15 protein-coding genes and 1 CRISPR repeat array are annotated in these 18096 nt (G+C 50.5%); of the genes, 11 read left to right on the top strand and 4 right to left on the bottom strand.

Going from position 1 to position 18096, the window contains the following annotated elements; all coding sequences use genetic code 11:
* Window positions 1-30: 30 nt before the first annotated feature.
* The 3 genes from AAC155_RS16970 to AAC155_RS16960 all read right to left on the bottom strand — a co-directional run bounded on the left by AAC155_RS16970 (window position 31) and on the right by AAC155_RS16960 (window position 1040).
* Window positions 31-213: a DapH/DapD/GlmU-related protein gene (locus tag AAC155_RS16970; RefSeq protein WP_113043439.1), complete on the bottom strand. Its 183-nt coding sequence runs from the start codon at window positions 211-213 to the stop codon at window positions 31-33.
* Window positions 214-263: 50 nt separating this feature from the next.
* Window positions 264-743, bottom strand: a complete 480-nt coding sequence (locus AAC155_RS16965) for a serine acetyltransferase (protein WP_191214932.1) — start codon at window positions 741-743, stop codon at window positions 264-266.
* Between the two features lie 141 nt (window positions 744-884).
* The gene (locus tag AAC155_RS16960; protein WP_158536588.1) at window positions 885-1040 is read right to left on the bottom strand and encodes a hypothetical protein; all 156 of its coding nucleotides are present in this window, start codon (window positions 1038-1040) and stop codon (window positions 885-887) included.
* 236 nt (window positions 1041-1276) lie between these two features.
* Between AAC155_RS16960 and AAC155_RS16955 the strand changes: the two genes are divergently transcribed.
* A complete protein-coding gene (locus tag AAC155_RS16955; protein ID WP_113043438.1) occupies window positions 1277-2194 on the top strand; it encodes a phage tail protein in 918 nt (305 codons plus the stop codon).
* A 271-nt stretch (window positions 2195-2465) separates the two neighbouring features.
* Window positions 2466-2732: a CRISPR direct-repeat array (repeat unit 28 nt; unit sequence GTGCACTGCCGTACAGGCAGCTTAGAAA).
* An 807-nt stretch (window positions 2733-3539) separates the two neighbouring features.
* On the opposite strand, the gene AAC155_RS16950 is transcribed toward AAC155_RS16955, so the two are convergent.
* On the bottom strand, window positions 3540-3692 hold the full coding sequence (locus AAC155_RS16950) for a hypothetical protein (RefSeq protein WP_158536587.1): 153 nt from the start codon (window positions 3690-3692) through the stop codon (window positions 3540-3542).
* Between the two features lie 41 nt (window positions 3693-3733).
* Here AAC155_RS16950 and tssB point away from each other — a divergent pair, with 41 nt between their 5' ends.
* The 10 genes from tssB to AAC155_RS16900 all read left to right on the top strand — a co-directional run bounded on the left by tssB (window position 3734) and on the right by AAC155_RS16900 (window position 17781).
* Complete coding sequence (gene tssB, locus AAC155_RS16945) at window positions 3734-4237, top strand: type VI secretion system contractile sheath small subunit (protein ID WP_113043437.1); 504 nt, start codon at window positions 3734-3736, stop codon at window positions 4235-4237.
* A 27-nt stretch (window positions 4238-4264) separates the two neighbouring features.
* Entirely contained in the window at window positions 4265-5794 is a 1530-nt protein-coding gene (tssC, locus tag AAC155_RS16940) for a type VI secretion system contractile sheath large subunit (protein ID WP_113043436.1), read from the top strand.
* Window positions 5795-5798: 4 nt separating this feature from the next.
* Window positions 5799-6494, top strand: a complete 696-nt coding sequence (tssK, locus tag AAC155_RS16935; protein ID WP_229015635.1) for a type VI secretion system baseplate subunit TssK — start codon at window positions 5799-5801, stop codon at window positions 6492-6494.
* A 175-nt stretch (window positions 6495-6669) separates the two neighbouring features.
* Window positions 6670-8025 (top strand): OmpA family protein, encoded by a 1356-nt coding sequence (locus AAC155_RS16930; RefSeq protein ID WP_240002849.1) that lies wholly within the window; start codon window positions 6670-6672, stop codon window positions 8023-8025.
* Between the two features lie 4 nt (window positions 8026-8029).
* Window positions 8030-8521: an Hcp family type VI secretion system effector gene (locus AAC155_RS16925; protein ID WP_113043434.1), complete on the top strand. Its 492-nt coding sequence runs from the start codon at window positions 8030-8032 to the stop codon at window positions 8519-8521.
* Window positions 8522-8691: 170 nt separating this feature from the next.
* Complete coding sequence (gene tssH / locus AAC155_RS16920) at window positions 8692-11361, top strand: type VI secretion system ATPase TssH (RefSeq protein ID WP_113043470.1); 2670 nt, start codon at window positions 8692-8694, stop codon at window positions 11359-11361.
* A complete protein-coding gene (locus tag AAC155_RS16915; RefSeq protein ID WP_113043433.1) occupies window positions 11358-13886 on the top strand; it encodes a type VI secretion system Vgr family protein in 2529 nt (842 codons plus the stop codon). Before tssH ends, AAC155_RS16915 begins: the two co-directional genes overlap by 4 nt.
* A gap of 2 nt (window positions 13887-13888) precedes the next feature.
* Window positions 13889-15508 carry an esterase/lipase family protein gene (locus AAC155_RS16910; RefSeq protein ID WP_113043432.1) on the top strand — a complete coding sequence of 540 codons (1620 nt, stop codon included), beginning with the start codon at window positions 13889-13891 and terminating at the stop codon, window positions 15506-15508.
* Complete coding sequence (locus AAC155_RS16905; RefSeq protein WP_113043431.1) at window positions 15501-16589, top strand: T6SS immunity protein Tli4 family protein; 1089 nt, start codon at window positions 15501-15503, stop codon at window positions 16587-16589. The genes AAC155_RS16910 and AAC155_RS16905 overlap by 8 nt, the downstream gene beginning before the upstream one ends.
* A 121-nt stretch (window positions 16590-16710) precedes the next feature.
* On the top strand, window positions 16711-17781 hold the full coding sequence (locus tag AAC155_RS16900) for a T6SS immunity protein Tli4 family protein (protein WP_113043430.1): 1071 nt from the start codon (window positions 16711-16713) through the stop codon (window positions 17779-17781).
* Window positions 17782-18096: the final 315 nt, after the last annotated feature.

Genomic DNA, 18096 nt, shown 5'->3' with positions numbered 1-18096 from the left:
TTTTCATTTTAAACTGGAATATTCAATTAATTATTTTTTACTTTTTATCTTTATTTCATTTTGAGATTTAGGTGTATACGCAATACAATTAGCGGGGATATCTTTATTAACAAATGACATTGCGCCTATGTATACATTATCTCCAATTGTTATATTATCACTTATAATACAAGAGCTTGCACCTATTTTTACATTATCACCTATACCCGTCATCTTTCAAGCTGCCTCTTTGTTGGCTGCACTCACTCACCCCGGTCACATAGTTATCTATGTTCCCGGGGATTCGTTCCCTTGCCGTCGCGATGCAACTTGAAATCCATAGGGTATATACTTATTTTCCCTTGAATATCTTCATTAAGAACGCCAATGGTTGTATTTTGTAAAATATGAAAATTATCACCAATAATGCAAGTGCGGGAAATAACAATGCCAACATAATGAGATATACGTAAATTTTTTCCTATATAGGAGCCTAATCCTAAATCGCATCCATATTTATTTCTTAAATTTCTATTGATACGAATTGAGATTTTCTTGGCTTTATTTGTCCTGTATAAATAATTAGCAATTCTCCACCAGAAATAGAACCTGCGGTCTGGGCATTTAAGGGCTCGATGGATTGTTTTGAACCAAGAAAACGATGTCCGCGAACAGATAACTTCGCTGAGTAAACATGCTTTTAAATGGCTTAGCTCTTTTTTATGTGATAACACCTTGTTCATTTTTTTATCAATACCTTGCACTGACTAGCCGTATCGTTTTTCAGACATGGATTATATTAAAAATGTTGAATTTAGCCAAATATACCCGTTATCTTTCAAGTTGCCTCTTTGTTGGCTGCACTCGCTCACCCCAGTCACATAGTTATCTATGCTCCCGGGGATTCACTCCCTTGCCGTCGCGATCCATCTTGAAATCCATAGGGTATAGATCAATTTGGCAAACCTAGCTATGTGAAATTTTGTTGACGAAATACAGGTGAATCCCAAGAAAAAGCCACCGTCAAGTGCAAATGACGTAAATCCAGTAAACACAGACACAATTTCAATTGTTGCCAACTCTGATTAATAGATAAATTTATGGATGTGGTTTCTAATGTTGAACTATTTATTGCTAGAAATGATATAAAAATAATTAACCTTATAAGTAATAAGAACACTACATTATTCTTTTTCTGAACTAGACTTGATTGGCGTGAATTGCAAGAGGGATTGTTTTTACAATAATTCAATATATTGATTATAAAATAACATTATTTAATTTCAGGAGAAAGTACATGAGTTATAAGAATGATTTTAAGGCTTTTTCTATTGGTGATAATGCGAATGTGGTAAATCAAGAAAAATATGAAGAAAACCAAAGTTTGAAGACTGGATTTACACCAGATAATGTTCCCACTCACTTGTTAAATAAGGTATTACGTCAAGCATCAACCATATCATCTGTCGTGGCTGATTTTATCGCGACACGATCTGGCAATGATGTTCTGGATGATGGAAACATAGCCAAACTCACCACTCAATTAAATAAAGCGCTAGAGCAAAAAATTACAACAGACATTCCCAGTGCTTCATTAACACAAAAGGGCGTTGTTCAGCTTACAAATGTGATTGGCGATAGCAACACATTGGCGGTTACACAAAAGCTTGTTCAGGAAGTCATAAATTCATTACGTGAATATACCCGCGAGGAGATAGATAACCGGATTAAAACAGCCAATGAAATTCCGGTTGGTTCTCCTATTCCGTGGCCGTTACCTCATCCACCATTCGGTTATTTCACTTGTAATGGTTCAGCATTTAATAGATTGCAGTATCCGAAGTTGGCGGAAGCTTATCCTGACGGCAGATTGCCTGATTTAAGAGGCGAATTTATCCGCGGATGGGATGATGGTAGAGGTATTGATAGTGGCCGTGGAGTTTTAACTCATCAGGGGGATGCCATCAGAAATATTGAAGGCTCATTTCCCGGTGCGATAACAAATGGTTACCATCTGGCAACAAAAGGGGCTTGTTATGCTAGTGCAACTTTTGGCGTGGCTACAGATGGTAATCCCAAATCGGTAGGTCATTTTACCCCGGATACTGTATACACTGCATACGGTTTTGGGTTCGATACGTCAAGGGTTGTTCCTGTCGCTTCGGAGAACCGCCCCCGCAACGTAGCATTTAATTACATAGTGAGAGCGGCGTAATGGCTGAACAAAAATACGCTTGATAGCCAGAATATAGAAGTACTCTAGGATATGGGAATTTTGCTTGTTGATGGACAAGCATGTTGGCTGTAAAGGGTAAAATGTAACTGAAAAAATGATATTTCCCCGGACCTAAATTTTACCCTTTTTTAACGACCAACTATAATTCATTGATTTTTAATGAAATTTAACCTGTCTCATAAAAAAGGTTTTTTTTGCTTTTGATAAATATATTCTTTGATAGTCAGTGAGTTGGAGTTAATATGTAACAGTGCACTGCCGTACAGGCAGCTTAGAAACCTGATCGCCAGTCACTCCCGTGTTTTTACATGTGCACTGCCGTACAGGCAGCTTAGAAAATTGCGGCTAAGTAAGAGAGCGATCACAAACGTGCACTGCCGTACAGGCAGCTTAGAAATGCTCATTACAACGAAACAATGCAGAAGCAATGTGCACTGCCGTACAGGCAGCTTAGAAATGGATAACTTGCATATAAACCACTGCTTGAATGTGCACTGCCGTACAGGCAGCTTAGAAATGAAGATAGTGGTGCCAGGCGGGAGTGGACGACCCGCATTTGGGAAGGTCATCCCCCCTCATTTCATGAACAAAGGTCTTTATCTGAAGCTATACAGAGAGCATCAAGTAAACACGCAGCGACTACGCGGACATAAGTCATTTTGATTATCGGCATTCAGCGGTGTTTTATAACACCTGTCGTTGACTTAAATGGCCCCGCGTCTCCGGGACATGAATGTGAAGACGGAATACCCGAAAATAAATCATCGTATCCATCATCAATCATTGCATTTTCCCCGGACTTCGGCTCCCTATTTCAGGAACACCCCCTTCAATAACTTTCATGCCATTAAAAATAGTCCAAAAAAATATCCCGGACTATCGCATAGAATAGGACTTCCTCATTTCCAGCCGCATTATCCTATAAAAGCTATAATGAATAAGCGAGTTATTTCATAATATCATCAATATGACGCCACTTAATTAAATTTATTCTCATTCGCATAATCTGACTGATAACCATTCTCTTTTTCACCCGTCCAATCAAGCACGGTTTATTTATTATTTAATGAATTGAAAAATAGTCTAAATTTAAAAAATATCACCGTTCTATAGTGTGCTGAATACCCCTAATGATAACAAAACAGATAAGTCGCTATCATTTTATGAAAATAAACGCCATCTTTTTTGCAAGAAAATGTCATGTCGTTTAGGTTAGGTTTATATATTGTCTTCTTTTTAGGTTTTAGAAAGGTTTTTATGACCGATTTATCTTGTGCAAAAAGTGCGATAGGATAAAAAATGTCTTGATTTTAGATAACACTGTTTAGAGAATCGCCTTGGTTAGGAAATGATCTACCCGATAAATGGCTTTATTTATTGCGGCGGATCTTGTCGGTTTTCTCTTATTTACTGTCCGGTTAACTGCCTGCTCTGAAATAGCTGAATCCGTTTTTCGTTCCTGAAATTTATCGGGCATGCCCCTCATGCCCGGCGTTCTTTTTTATTACTGAGGAGCCGATGATGGCCCAGAGTTTTCAAAATGAAATCCCCAAAGCGCGGGTAAATATTAAATTGGATTTGCATACCGGCGGCGCGCAAAAAAAAGTGGAGTTGCCGCTGAAATTATTGGTGATGGGCGATTACAGTCATGGGCGGGAACAGCGTCCGCTCTCGGAAAGAGAAAAAGTGTCTATTAATAAAAACAATTTTGACAGCGTGATGGCGGAATTCAGCCCCGCCGTTAATCTGACGGTGAAAAATACCCTGACTGAAAATGGCGACGAAGAAAATATCGCCCTCACTTTCCGGCAAATAAAGGATTTCGATCCTGAGCACGTGGCCCGCCAAATTCCCCCACTGCGGGCGCTGCTTTCGATGCGTAATTTACTGCGCGATTTGAAATCCAATTTATTGGACAACAGCACGTTTCGCCGTGAATTTGAGCGCATTCTCAAAGACGCGGCCCTCAGTGATGAACTGCGTACTGAACTGGCGGCATTAGCGCCAAAAACTATCGGATGATAACGGTATTTTAGTCAGGAGAAATGAATGACGGGACAAGAACAGGCCGCGGCGGCGGCCACCACACCCTGCGCTGAAGGCAGTGTTTATCAGTCATTGTTTGAAAAAATCCACTTACAGCCGGTCGAGCAGCTGAGCGACATTGAATTTTTTCAACATAGTGACGCGCTGGCGGATGTCACGGCGGATGAGCGGGTGACCGCCGCCGTCCGGGTTTTTCTCAATCTGCTGAACGCGTCAGCGCAAAAAGTCGAGCGGCTGGACAAAACCTTGCTGGACCACCATATCGGTGAGCTGGACAGCCAAATCAGCCGTCAGTTGGATGAGGTGATGCATCATCCCGAATTCCAGCGCATCGAATCGGCCTGGCGCGGCCTGAAATTTTTGGTTGACCGGACGGATTTTCGTCAAAACGTCAGAATCGAAGTCCTGGATGTGTCCAGGGAAGATTTACGGCAGGATTTTGATGACGCGCCGGAAATTATCCAAAGTGGTTTCTATCACCACACTTACCTTCAGGAATACGACGCGCCGGGCGGCGAACCTGTCGGCGCGGTGATTGCCGATTACGAATTTGATGCCGGCCCGCAGGATATTGCCTTATTACGCAATATCGCCAGCGTATCGGCCGCGGCGCATATGCCTTTCATCGGCGCGGTCGGACCGGCTTTTTTTGGTAAAAAAACCATGGAAGACGTGGCGGCGATTAAAGACCTCGGCAGCTACTTCGACCGCGCTGAATACATTAAGTGGCAGGCGTTCCGCGACAGTGACGATGCCCGCTATATCGGCCTGACGATGCCGCGGGTGTTGGGGCGTCTGCCCTACGGCCCGGATACGGTGCCGGTCCGCACGTTTAACTATGTCGAAGCGGTCGCCGGGCCGGATCACCATAAATATTTGTGGACCAGCGCGGCGTTCGCGTTTGCCGCCAACCTGGTCAGGAGCTTTGTCAGCAATGGCTGGTGCGTGCAGATACGCGGGCCGAAGGCGGGGGGCGCCGTCACCGATTTACCGATCCATCTCTACGATCTGGGGACCGGTAATCAGGTTAAAATTCCGTCAGAAGTGATGATCCCGGAAACCCGCGAGTTTGAATTTGCCAATCTGGGGTTTATGCCGCTCTCGTACTACAAAAACCGCGACTATGCCTGTTTCTTTTCGGCCAACTCCGCGCAAAAACCGGCGTTGTACGACACGCATGCCGCCACGGCCAACAGCCGGATCAATGCGCGTCTGCCCTATATCTTTCTGCTGTCGCGCATTGCCCACTATCTGAAGCTCATCCAGCGGGAGAACATCGGCACCACCAAGGACCGGCGTCTGCTCGAAATTGAGTTGAACAACTGGATCAACACCCTGGTGACCGAAATGACCGATCCTGCTGATGATGTGCAGGCTTCTTACCCGTTGCGCGAAGCGCGTGTCACGGTTGAAGATATTGACGACAACCCCGGTTTCTTCCGGGTCCGGTTGTACGCGGTGCCCCATTTTCAGGTGGAAGGACTGGACGTCAATCTGTCGCTGGTTGCTCAGATGCCGAAAGCCAAGGGGTAGCCACATGAAAATTGATCGTCCGCTCTGGGTGACGGGCGCCTGCTTGTCGCCCCAACAGTTTCAGCAACAGGCCCGCTGGGAGGCGTATACCCATGAATGTGTTGCCCGTCTGGGGCTGAGACATCCCTGGGGAGTGCTGACCGCGGTGTTTGATAAAGACACCCTGGCGCTGGGGCAGTTGAAAGCCGATCACCTGTGCGTGCGCTTTGCTGACGGATCGCTGATTGACACCGATCGGGCAGATGATCTGCCGCCGGTGCTGGAACTGGCGACGGCGCTGCCGGCAGAGACGCAACAGGTCACCGTCTTGCTGGCCTTGCCGCATTTGTATGCCCATGGCGGTAATTGCCTGAAACCCGATGAACAGGCGGACCGTCCGGCGCGTTACCGGCAGGCGTGGGTGCCGGTACAGGATGAGTTCAGCGACCGCCGGGAATCGATGGCGGTGGCCCGTTATGCCGTGTCGCTGCGTTTTGACGGGATGGAAAACGGCCCGTATCTCACCTGTCCCGTTGCCCGTCTGGCGCGTGACGCCCGGGGAAACGCTCTGTCTGGTCTGGCTCCCCTTATCGCCGGCGGGCCGATGGGTGGGGGGCGCTATTATCCTGCTCTTCACGCCGGTCGGACTGTTTTATACCGGGCGATCCCGGCGACGGGAACAGCTCGACTGCCTGTCGGCAGGGCTGCCGCCGGACGGTGATCGTCGCCCGGTGGTGCTGGTTTGCGGTCACGTCCAGGACAGCCTGTTTGGTGATGAACGGGGGCGTCAGACGCCGCAGGGCTACTGGCTATGTTTACCGTCAGGGACCGCGTTGTCCGATGGGGTGGCAAGCCTGCTGGCTGCCCGGCCCGCCTGGGGCGGCCAGTTGAGCGTGATGGCCGTTATCAACCCGCAACAGTACCGGGATGAGACGGCCCTGGCGGGGTGGGTGCGGGAACTGCGCTGGCAGCTTTCTCAGGCGCGTCGTCGCCAGGGTATCCCGTTACCGCTAGTGCTGACCGGTTACTTAGCCGGGGAGTCCCAGCGTCCTGATCCCCCGTGGTTTGCGTGGCAGGCCGGTCAGAACACCGTCACGGTCTGGCGCAAGGGCGTCTCAGGCCAGCCGCTGGCGGATTGGCTGGGCGAGGGCAGCGTGGCGGAACAGAGCGCCCGTTTTCAGTGTGGGGTTGAGCTGACCGGCTGGGCTGACTGGATGCGGGCGTGCGTATTACCCGCTTGCCTGGCCCCCGAAGACGGCCTGCCGCCGTGTCCGCCTCAGGCGATGGCGCTGACCTTTGTCCCGGCATTACCGCAGCGGTTACCCGGTCATCTCTGGCAACAGTGGTTGCAAGCCAAAACGGCGCTCAACAACGCCGGTGACCCGGTCAGCTCACCGGAGACCGGGATGCCGGTATTGCCCTTCCCGGACCCGGTATGGCCGCTGTTCCCCGTGAGATCATGGCAGACCGTCGGGCCGCGGGCGCTGAGGGGGGCATTGGGGCTGTTTATGCTGGCGGGGATGACCGCGCTGGGCTGCTCGGCCTGGCATAACCGGCAAGGGTTGCGTCAGGTGGACGATGACTGGCAGCACTATCAGGCTGTCGCCATGACGGATGCGCGCGGCAAAGCGCAGGCGATGGCGGTATTGCGGGCCGATGCCGGTCGTCTTGAAGAGTATTACCGTCACGGGGTGCCGTGGCATCTGGGACTGGGGCTGTATCAGGGGGCGCGATTACGTCTGCCGTTACAGGCGGCGATAGCCGGTTACTCCCCTGAACATCAGGCAAAAAAACCGGTGACGACCGCGTTACCGCAGACGATCAGCCTGAATAGCCCGGCCCTGTTTGATGTGGGACGGGCGACACTGAAACCCGGCTCGGCCCCGGGATTAATCAATGCGTTGATCGCTCTCCGCGCTAAACCGGGCCGGATGATTTTAATCACCGGCCATACCGATGCGACCGGTAATGCCGCGAAAAACCAGGCCCTGTCACTGGCGCGGGCCGAAGCCGTCCGTGACTGGCTGTTACAGACCGGCGAGCTGTCGCCTGCCTGCTTCGCCGTACACGGCGACGGGGCGACGCGACCGATCGCGACGAATACCACCGCGGCAGGGCGTGCCGCTAATCGCAGAGTTGAAATCCGTCTGATACCGAACGCGGTCGCCTGTCCGCGACCGCAAACGGTGCCGGGCGTTTCAGCAACAACGTCGCCGATACCGGCGACCTCATTGAGACAACAACAGGAGTAAACTTATGGCGATCCCCGCTTATTTGTGGCTGAAAGATGACGGCGGTGCCGACATCAAAGGGTCGGTGGATGTTCAGGACCGGGAAGGCAGTATTGAAATTGTGGCGTTGGAACATGATGTGTATATCCCGACCGACAACAATACCGGCAAGCTGACCGGGACCCGCGTGCACGCGCCGCTGGTGTTCACCAAAGAGGTCGATGCCTCGACCCCGTATCTGTATAAGGCGGTCACCAGCGGTCAGACCCTGAAATCGGCGGAAATCAAGTGGTACAAAATTGATGATGCCGGTCAGGAGAAAGAATATTTCAACACCAAACTGGATAACGTGAAGGTGGTGAAAGTGGCGCCGCTGATGCATGACATCAAAGATCCGGCCAAAGAGAAGCACAACCATCTGGAACGCGTTGAGTTCCGCTACGAAAAAATCACCTGGACTTACAAAGACGGCAACGTCATTCACTCCGATTCCTGGAGTGAACGTTCGACGGCGTAACGTCCGCTGTTTTTTTATTTTTTATCATTGATAGGCGGGTGGGGCCGTTGGCCCCGCCTGGGACAAAAACACCTGAAATCATGAAGCATCATGACCTTATGGGCCTCGGTATACGGCTATGGGCGGTAGCGTACCCGAAGCAACAGAGGAACAGGATGGAGAAAACTGTCATGGAAAATCCGTCAGCCATTTTACTTCGCCGGTTAAATCCCTATTGCGTACAGGCGCTGGATGCAGCGGCTGTACTTTGCCGGACACGGGCACAAAGTGAAATTACCGTAGAACACTGGTTGCTCAAGCTGCTTGAAATGGGGGAAGGCGATATTACCGTCATTGCCCGGCATTATCAGTGGGATATGAATACGTTGTGGCAGACACTCCTGGCTGCGCTGGATCGCCTGCCATACAACATCAATCATCAACGCCCACGGTTGTCAGACCGTCTGTGGCATTTATTACAGGTCGCCTGGGAAGTGGCTTCTCAGGACGCGGGCAATGAATTTATTCGCTCGGCGCATCTTTTGCAGGCATTGCGCGGTCAGCCGGACTGGTTGCATGCGCATGATGCCTGGCCGTTACTGAGCTTGAGCGTGACGCAACTGCAACGTCTGCGCCCGCTGTTGGATCGCCACTCAGACGAGTGCCCGGAGAAGCAGGTCACGACGCGTTTGACTGAGGCAGGATCGGCTGTTGACCTGGCGGAGACCGCCGCAGATAACCCCATGCCCAATCCTCACGTGTTATCCCCGGCTTTGCAAAGCGTATTGGATAAATTCACGCTGGATATCACCGCCCGCGCCGCTGAAGGCGGCATTGATCCGGTCTTTGGCCGTGATAATGACATTCGCCAGATGATCGACATCTTATCGCGCCGGCGTAAAAACAACCCGATCCTGGTGGGTGAGCCGGGCGTGGGGAAAACCGCGTTGGTGGAAGGACTGGCGCTGCGGATTGCCGAAGGCGATGTCCCGGCTAGCTTGAAAACGGTCAGTATCCGGGCGCTGGATCTGGGCCTGTTGCAGGCGGGCGCCGGGGTGAAAGGCGAATTTGAGCAACGGCTGAAAAACGTGATTGAAGCTGTCCGGCAATCGTCCACCCCCATCTTACTGTTTATTGATGAAGCCCACACCTTGATTGGTGCCGGTAATCAGGCGGGCGGCGCAGACGCCGCTAACTTACTGAAACCCGCGTTGGCGCGGGGGGAATTGCGGACTATCGCGGCGACCACCTGGTCGGAGTACAAACGCTATTTTGAACAGGATGCGGCGCTGGAGCGCCGTTTCCAGCGGATTAACGTTGACGAGCCGGATGATGAAACCGCTTGCCTGATGTTGCGCGGGCTGAAAGCGCGTTATGCCCGCCACCACGGTGTCCATATTCTTGATAGTGCGGTACAGGCGGCGGTGACACTCTCCCGTCGTTACCTGGCTGGGCGTCAGCTCCCGGATAAAGCGGTGGATCTGCTCGATACCGCCGGCGCGCGGGCGCGGATGAGTTTGGACACCGTACCGGCGGCGTTGACGCAACTCCAGACCCAATTGACCGCGCTTGAGATGGAGCAACAGGCGATACGGGAAGATATGACGTTGGGGCAGGCTCATCACGCTGACCGTCTGGCGCAGATTGCTGTGCTGCGCAATGAACTGGGTCGGCAACAGCAACAGCGGAATGAACAGTATCAACAGGAAAAACAGCTCACGCAACAGTTACTGGCGATCCGACAGGACAGCCGCCGGCAGGATGAACTGGCCGCGTTACAACAGCGACTGGCAACCCTGCAACAGGGGCAGCCCTTGCTATCGCCGGATGTGGATGCGCGTACCGTGGCAACAGTGATTGCCGACTGGACGGGCATCCCGTTAAGCAGCGTATTGAAAGACGAGCAAACCGGCCTGCTGCATTTGGAACAGCATGTGGGCGAGCGGGTGATCGGTCAGGAGACGGCGCTGTGGGACATTGCCCAACGTTTACGGGCGGCCAAAACCGGTCTGACGCCGGAACACGGTCCACTGGGGGTTTTCTTGTTGGTTGGGCCAAGTGGGGTAGGGAAAACTGAAACCGCGCGGGCCTTGGCGGATAGCCTGTTTGGCGGGGAACGTTCACTGATCACCCTCAACCTGTCGGAATATCAGGAGCCGCATACGGTTTCCCAGTTGAAAGGGGCTCCGCCGGGTTATGTCGGATACGGTCAGGGCGGGATACTGACAGAAGCGGTCCGTCAACGTCCTTACAGCGTGGTGCTGTTGGATGAAGTGGAAAAAGCCCATCGCGACGTGCTGAATTTGTTCTATCAGGTATTTGATCGCGGTTTTATGCGTGATGGCGAAGGGCGCGAGATCGACTTTCGTCAGACCGTGATATTGATGACGTCGAATCTGGGCAGTGATCACTTGATGGCGCTACTGGCGCAACAACCTGACGCCCCGAATGCCGCGCTGCATGAGCGGTTGTATCCTGTGCTGCGGGATCACTTCCAGCCTGCCCTGCTGGCCCGCTTTCAAACGGTGATTTACCGCCCGTTACCGGCTGAGGCCCTCAGGCGTATTGTGGACGTCAAACTGGGGCAGGTGACCCGGCGACTCCATACCCATTATGGCCTGAGCTGTCAGGTGGAAAGCGCCCTCCGTGACACGCTGGTCAGCGCCTGCCTGCTGCCGGACAGCGGCGCCCGTAATATCGACAGCCTGCTCAACCAACAAATTTTGCCGGGGTTATCGCAGGCGCTGCTGGAACGTCTGGCCCATCACGATAAACCGGGCGGGGTGATATTGGGCGCCGATGAAACCGGCGAGATCACCCTGACATTCACTGAAACAGAGCCAACGGAGCGCGCGTCATGAACAACGCTACCCCGGCGATCATCTTTGATCACAGCCGCTACGTACTGAACGTGTGGAAAAATACCGCGCCGCTGGATGTGGTGGCCTTTAGCGGGCAGGAAGCCTTAAGCCGGCCTTTTCGTTACGCCATTGAATTCACCAGCCCGGTGAAGGATATCGAGCCGGCACAGATGCTGATGCGGGACGCCGCGTTTACCCTGACGTCGCCCGCGATTAATCCGGGGAGGCGGGGCATGCCAATCGTGCCCCCGGCGCCCTTGCGTACGCTATACGGCGTGATCAGCGAATTTAAGCTGCTGTCCACCTCGCGGGATGAAAGCCATTACGCCGTGACCCTGGAGCCGCGGTTGGCCCTGTTGTCGAGAAGCCACCAGACCGCGATTTATCAGCAGATGTCGGTGCCGGAAATCGTGGAAAAAATCCTGCGTGAACGTCACGGTTTTCGCGGCCAGGATTTCTTATTCACCCTGGCGTACACCTACCCGAAGCGGGAGCAGGTGATGCAATACGACGAAGATGACTTGCGTTTTGTGCAACGTCTGCTGGCGGAAGTGGGGATCTGGTACAAACTGACCGCGGACGACCGGCTGAAAATTGAGGTGGTGGAGTTTTACGACGATCAGCGTTACTACCAGTTGAATGTCTGTATGCCGGCCCGCCCTCCGTCAGGGATGCACGGCGGGGAGGTGGACGCGGTGTGGGGGATGGAAACCGCGCATCAGGTGGTGGAAGGGAAAGTGGTGACCCGCGATTATAATTACCGTGACGCGCTGCCGCAGTACGGTATGGATACCGAGGTGGATGTGACGCGGGGCGATGAGACCCTGTACGGCGAAGCGTACCATTATCGGGATAACTACCGGGTGCTGGGCAACCGTTACGAGCTGGATCCGGAAGTGGAAAGCGGGGTGTTCTACTCCCGGCTGCGCCATGAGCGCTACCTGAATCGGCAGACTCAACTGCGGGGGTTAACCACTTCCGCGACGCTGTTGCCGGGCCAGGAGTTGAAAGTCAGGGGGGAGGCCCCGGCAGCGTTCCGTCAAGGGGCGGTGATCACCGCTATTCGCAGCAGCGCGCGCCGGGATCGCAGTTTTGAAATGGCGTTCACGGCGATCCCCTACGCGGAAAACATCTGTTTCCGGCCTGAATTGATCCCGAAACCCCGGATAGCGGGCACCTTGCCGGCCCGGGTGAGCAGCACGGTCGTGAACGATCCGTACGGGGATATTGATAAAGACGGGTTGTACCGGGTGGCGTTTGACTTTGACCGGGCAGACTGGCCGCTGGGGGGAGAAAGCCTGTGGGTGCGTCTGGCTCGCCCCTATGCGGGTGACACCTACGGTTTTCACTGGCCGTTACTGGCAGGTACCGAAGTGGCGATCGCGTTTGAAGGGGGCGACCCGGATCGGCCCTATATCGCTCATGCGCTGCATGACTCGAAACACCCCGATCACGTCACCCTGGGCAACTACAAACGCAACGTCCTGCGTACCCCGTCGAATAACAAATTACGGATGGACGACGAGCGCGGTCGGGAACACATCAAACTGAGTACTGAATACGGCGGTAAGAGCCAGCTCAACCTGGGGCATCTGGTGGACAGCCAGCAACCGCACCCGGAGAAACGGGGTGAGGGCTTTGAGCTGCGTACCGATGACTGGGGCGCGATCCGGGCCGGGAAAGGGTTGTTTATCAGTACAGACGGGCAACCCAAAGCCCAGGGGCCGGTGTTGGCAATGCAGGCGGCAATCAGTCAGTTACAACAGGCGCAGGCGTTAACCGAAGCATTACGGGGTGCGGCAGAAACCGCCAAAGCTGAATTAGCGGATTTGCAGCAACAGAAGGCGTTATTGAGTGACACGTTGACGGAACTGAGAAAATCAGCGCTGTTACTTTCCGCACCCGAGGGTATTGCTCAGACGACGGCGAAAAATCTCCAGCTTTCCGCAGGGGAAAATATTATCGCCACCAGTGGGAAAAATACCGATTTCAGTGTGCTGAAAAAATTCACGGTGGCTGCCGGTGGGATTATCAGCCTGTTTGCCGAAAAGCTGGGGATCAAACTGTTTGCCCGCCGAGGGCGGATAGATATTCAGGCGCAGGGTGATGCGATGGGACTGGAGGCGTTGAAAGACATCACGGTGAGCAGTCATGAAGGCAAAGTGATCATCAGTGCCAAAGAGGAGATTTTGCTGGCCTGTGGCGGGGGATATATCCGTATTAGCAACGGGCAAGTGGAAAGTGGAGCACCCAATAACATTATCCAGCGGGCGGCGGTGTGGCAAAAATTTGGTGGGCAGAGTTTTAATCAGATGGCTTCCCAACGTGAGACAACGGATTTTTCTATAACACCGCAGGTGCTCTGGCCTTTTGATGATTCACCGGTGAACTATCAAAGCAGCCTTTTACACAATCAGGACAATAGTCAGCAACCTTCGACAACCGACTCGGATGGTAAGGTGACCAAACAGCAGCAATTAGGGGTGGAAGCAATGAAGTTCTATTTAAAAGAAGGTAAGGAGTAATGATGTCCGATTCATCAGAAAAAATTGTTGTTCAGCCTGTTTATGACGAGCATGGCAGTCTGTATTACCCGTTAGTTAATGCGCCCAGTGAAAAGAACCTGACAGCGATTTGTTATAAGGTGCCAAACCGGGTTATTCCGGTGATTTTTTTGCCCGGGGTGATGGGGAGTAACTTACAAGCAGAAAATGGTGATTCAGTCTGGAATGTCGATGGCCTTGGAAGCCTGTGGGAGTGGATGATACACGGCGCAGAGACGCGAAAAAAGTTGCTTGACCCAGAGAATACAGAAGTTGATTCACGGGGAAGGGTGGATGATAACGATAAAGAGGGCCCTAAATTTCCCTCACGGAAAGAGCGGGGCTGGGGGCAGGTAGCTTATATGAGTTACGGTGAATTTCTGTCCTGGCTTCAGGCGGCGTTGGATGATCAGGATGAGTTATTGCACAACCGGTTGAATAAGACGGGGAAGCAGACACTGCGACAGCAACTGGAGTTGATGGATCTACAGGCTGAGATGGGGGAAGAAAAGCTCTCGTTAAATGAGATTAAGTTGAGTTATCAATATCAGTTTCCAGTCCATGCGATGGGGTATAACTGGCTTCAGTCTAATGTAGAGTCGGCAAAAAATCTGGCTGACTATATTGGTAAAATTGTGAAAGATTATAAACAGCGTGGTCAGCCCTGTGAGAAAGTGATTTTGGTGACCCATTCAATGGGGGGATTGGTCGCTCGTCACTGTTCAGAAGTACTGGGGAAACGCAACGACATTCTGGGTATTGTCCACGGAGTAATGCCAACCTATGGCTCGCCAATGGCTTATAAACGGATGAAAGCAGGTGAAAATGGCATTGTTGGGCTGGTGATTGGTAAAGATGGTGCCCAGCTCACTCCAGTGATGGCGCAATCACCGGGACCACTCCAGTTATTGCCCGGTCTGAGATATGGCACCGGATGGTTGCAAATTAAAGATGGTAGGACACTCTATACCTTACCGAAACGTGATCCTTATAAAGAAATCTATTTGCAGCGTGATAAATGGTGGGGGTTATGCGAAGAGCGTCTGATTAACCCGACTAATGAGAAACAAAACCCGGCGATAATGCAGGCAGACTGGGATAAATATCATGATACGTTATCGACAAAAGTCCGGCCTTTTATCGAAGGGTTAAATGGCCGTTACCACAACAATACCTATGCTTTTTATGGTAACAGTATGAAATACCGCTCTTATGGCGTAGTGCGTTGGGTAGTGCGTACTCAGGTTAACCGGGGAGATGACCCCGGGCTGGCATTTAATAGCCCGGTATACGACCCGTATAATAATCATCTTGCAGGGACGCGTATGGTGGGGTATTCCACTGAACCAAACAAACCCAATGATCATAGTCATCTAAAAGCTTTTGCTATTGCAGACCCGCAACAGCCCGGCGATGGCACTGTGCCGGTTGAAAGCGGTAAGTTTGCCGCCAGTGGCTTGTGTTCGTTACTGGGCGTAGAAGTTGATCATGAAGGCGCTTATAAAACGGATAACACCAAAGATACCCGTTGGTTTACCCTGCGAGCGATTATCAAAATAGCGCAATCTGTTAAACAAACATCTCTGGCCTATCCTGATGAATAGAAAAAAAGTACTGGTTATTGCAATTGCCAGCCTGCTTGCGCTGGTGTTTTACGGGGGGTGGCACTGGTTGCAGCCCTATCCCCCACATACTGTGTTAAATCAGAAGGAACAATTAGCTGTGGATAAATTATTAGCAAACTTACAAACCCGTTGTATTGGTCGGTATCTGGTTGATTTGCCAGCCAACTACAACAATACCGTGGAGGCGGCTAGGGTGAACGATAATCGGGTAGAAACCCGTCTGCTCTATCCGCCTGCCTTTGAACAGCGTATTCAATTACGGGAAGACGCGTTACGGCAGATGAAGACGTCATATCCCGTTGATATGCCCTATCTAAAGAATATTTACCGCTTACCTCAGGGGATGCAGGGGATTATTTTCGAGCGTATGGAGGACCAAAGTGTACCGGATGTAGTTCGGGTATTGGAAGCCCATTTGTATAGCAATGGCGTGGCAATAAAAGTGGAAATGAAAGCAAAGGATGGTTCAGCGGCACGTTATGACAAGGATAGGCAGACTGAACCGACTGTTTATACCAATACTGTGCCAACGAAACTGGCAGAGTTGAAAGACTTATTATCCCGGATACAGGGACGTAAAGAGACGGAAATACCCACTACCGCCGGAAACTGTATTCCTCATGCATTTATTGCCGATAATAAAAAGGATAAAGAAGATATAGGCTTATTGTATAAAGCGAACCCGGATAATTACCTGAATGTTAGAATGAGTACTAATAATTTTATCCGTGAAAAAGACAGTATGCTGGAACGCCTTGGCGTAATTGAAGCAATGCTGTCCCGTGGGAAGGTTTTGCGCAAAGGGATACGGAAAATAAATGGGCAGGATACCGAAGAGCTATTACTGTCGGGCCGTCAACCGAACAATGATAATCCTCGTTATCTGTTTACATTACGGGTCAATGAAAAAACTGGGGGCAGAAGGACACCGGTATTTAATTTGGCGATAGTCAATGATGAAGAGACACCGACAGCCTATAGCCAGAATGAAATAGTGGCGTTCTGGGATGCGATTAGCCAGACCCTCAGAGTCAGACCCGGCGCTTTCAATCTCCGATAATATGTGTTTTAAATTAAATCCTTTATAGGGATATAAAGGTTAAAAATCAGGGTGGGAAAGGATAAGAAAATACCGATACGTACTTTAGGTTAAATCATCAAGATTATCTGGGCGGTAAAAATTGAATAAAAGAAATATCTTACTTATTTTGTTGGCTGGTGTGGCTATTTATGCCTTATGGCGATGGTATTTACCTGATCCTTATCATCCTGTTTTAACTGAAAAGGAAAAGAAAGTGACAACGGAAATGTTAGCAAATATGCAAACCCGTTGTATCGGTCGATATTTAGTTGATTTACCGGAAAACTATCATGATACGGTGAATGCTTCCCGGGTGAACGATTATTGGGTAGAAACTCAACGGATCTATTTACCTGCCTTTGAACAGCGTATTCAATTACGGGAAGAAGCATTACGGCAGATGAAGACGTCATATCCCGTTGATATGCCCTATTTAAAAAATATTTACTCTGTCCCCGAAGGGATGAAAGGGATTATTTTTGAACGTATGGAGAATCAAAGTGTACCGGATGTCGTCCGGGTATTAGAAGCCCATCTATATAGCAATGGAGTGGCGATTAAAGTAGAAATGGAAGCGAAAAATGGCTCCGCTGCACGCTATGACAAGGATCGACAAATTGCTCCTAGAGTTTATACCAATACAGTACCTGAGAAACTGGCTGAACTGAGGGATTTATTATCCCGTGTACGGGGGCGTGAAGAGACGGAAATTCCGACTACTTCGGGAAGCTGTATTTCCAATGCGTTTATTACAGATAATCAAAGGGATAAAGAAGATATCGGCACATTATATAAAACTGGCCCGGATAATTATTTGAATGTGAGAATACAAACGAATAACTATATCCGTGAAAAAGACAGTATGCTGGAGCGTATCGGCCAAATTAAAGCATTTCTGTACCGGGGTGATATTTTTCGTAAAGGTGCGCGAAAAATTAATGGGCTGGATACCGAGGAATTATTGGCGGTGGGATTACAGCCGGATAGTGATGATCCGCGTTATCAGTTTACGTTACTGGCAAATGAGAAAACCGGCGGAAAGAAAACACCGGTCTTTGATTTGACGGTGGTCAATGATGAAGAGACTCCGACAGCTTATAGCCAGAATGAAATAGTGGCGTTCTGGGATGCGATTAGCCAGACCCTCAGAGTCAGGCCGGATGCTTTTTAATTTTCGGCGGATTCGACTAATAATAACATTGCTTTCGGGTTTATCCTGCGAGCGATTATCAAATAGCACAGGTGGTGAAAATTGGATAAAAAAGAGTTTGCCGATTTTATTGGCGACGGGGGTATTCTTTCTGTGAGAGGTCGGTTTTTTTAATAATGCATTCATGGTGGGTTAAATTTGATTTTTGGGATGTGGTATTAGTCTGTGTTTTTCTTGTTTTCTATTATGCCTGGCCGGTCATCATGATTATTGATGGTTATGTCATTTATCGGACGATTCAATGCATTAAGCGAAAGAAATACAAAGTCCTACTGT

The organism is Photorhabdus sp. HUG-39 (assembly GCF_963878365.1).
Taxonomy (GTDB): domain Bacteria; phylum Pseudomonadota; class Gammaproteobacteria; order Enterobacterales; family Enterobacteriaceae; genus Photorhabdus; species Photorhabdus kayaii.
The sequence above is the reverse complement of the archived record's forward strand: the minus strand, read 5'-3'. Positions and strand labels throughout refer to the sequence as shown.

Bases quoted from the DNA above. Each gene is read 5' to 3' on its own strand.
- AAC155_RS16970 (WP_113043439.1), bottom strand. From the start codon at position 213: ATGACGGGTATAGGTGATAATGTAAAAATAGGTGCAAGCTCTTGTATT.
- AAC155_RS16955 (WP_113043438.1), top strand. From the start codon at position 1,277: ATGAGTTATAAGAATGATTTTAAGGCTTTTTCTATTGGTGATAATGCG.
- AAC155_RS16950 (WP_158536587.1), bottom strand. From the start codon at position 3,692: ATGCCCGATAAATTTCAGGAACGAAAAACGGATTCAGCTATTTCAGAG.
- tssB (WP_113043437.1), top strand. From the start codon at position 3,734: ATGATGGCCCAGAGTTTTCAAAATGAAATCCCCAAAGCGCGGGTAAAT.
- tssC (WP_113043436.1), top strand. From the start codon at position 4,265: ATGACGGGACAAGAACAGGCCGCGGCGGCGGCCACCACACCCTGCGCT.
- tssK (WP_229015635.1), top strand. From the start codon at position 5,799: ATGAAAATTGATCGTCCGCTCTGGGTGACGGGCGCCTGCTTGTCGCCC.
- AAC155_RS16930 (WP_240002849.1), top strand. From the start codon at position 6,670: ATGGCCGTTATCAACCCGCAACAGTACCGGGATGAGACGGCCCTGGCG.
- AAC155_RS16925 (WP_113043434.1), top strand. From the start codon at position 8,030: ATGGCGATCCCCGCTTATTTGTGGCTGAAAGATGACGGCGGTGCCGAC.
- tssH (WP_113043470.1), top strand. From the start codon at position 8,692: ATGGAAAATCCGTCAGCCATTTTACTTCGCCGGTTAAATCCCTATTGC.
- AAC155_RS16915 (WP_113043433.1), top strand. From the start codon at position 11,358: ATGAACAACGCTACCCCGGCGATCATCTTTGATCACAGCCGCTACGTA.
- AAC155_RS16910 (WP_113043432.1), top strand. From the start codon at position 13,889: ATGTCCGATTCATCAGAAAAAATTGTTGTTCAGCCTGTTTATGACGAG.
- AAC155_RS16905 (WP_113043431.1), top strand. From the start codon at position 15,501: ATGAATAGAAAAAAAGTACTGGTTATTGCAATTGCCAGCCTGCTTGCG.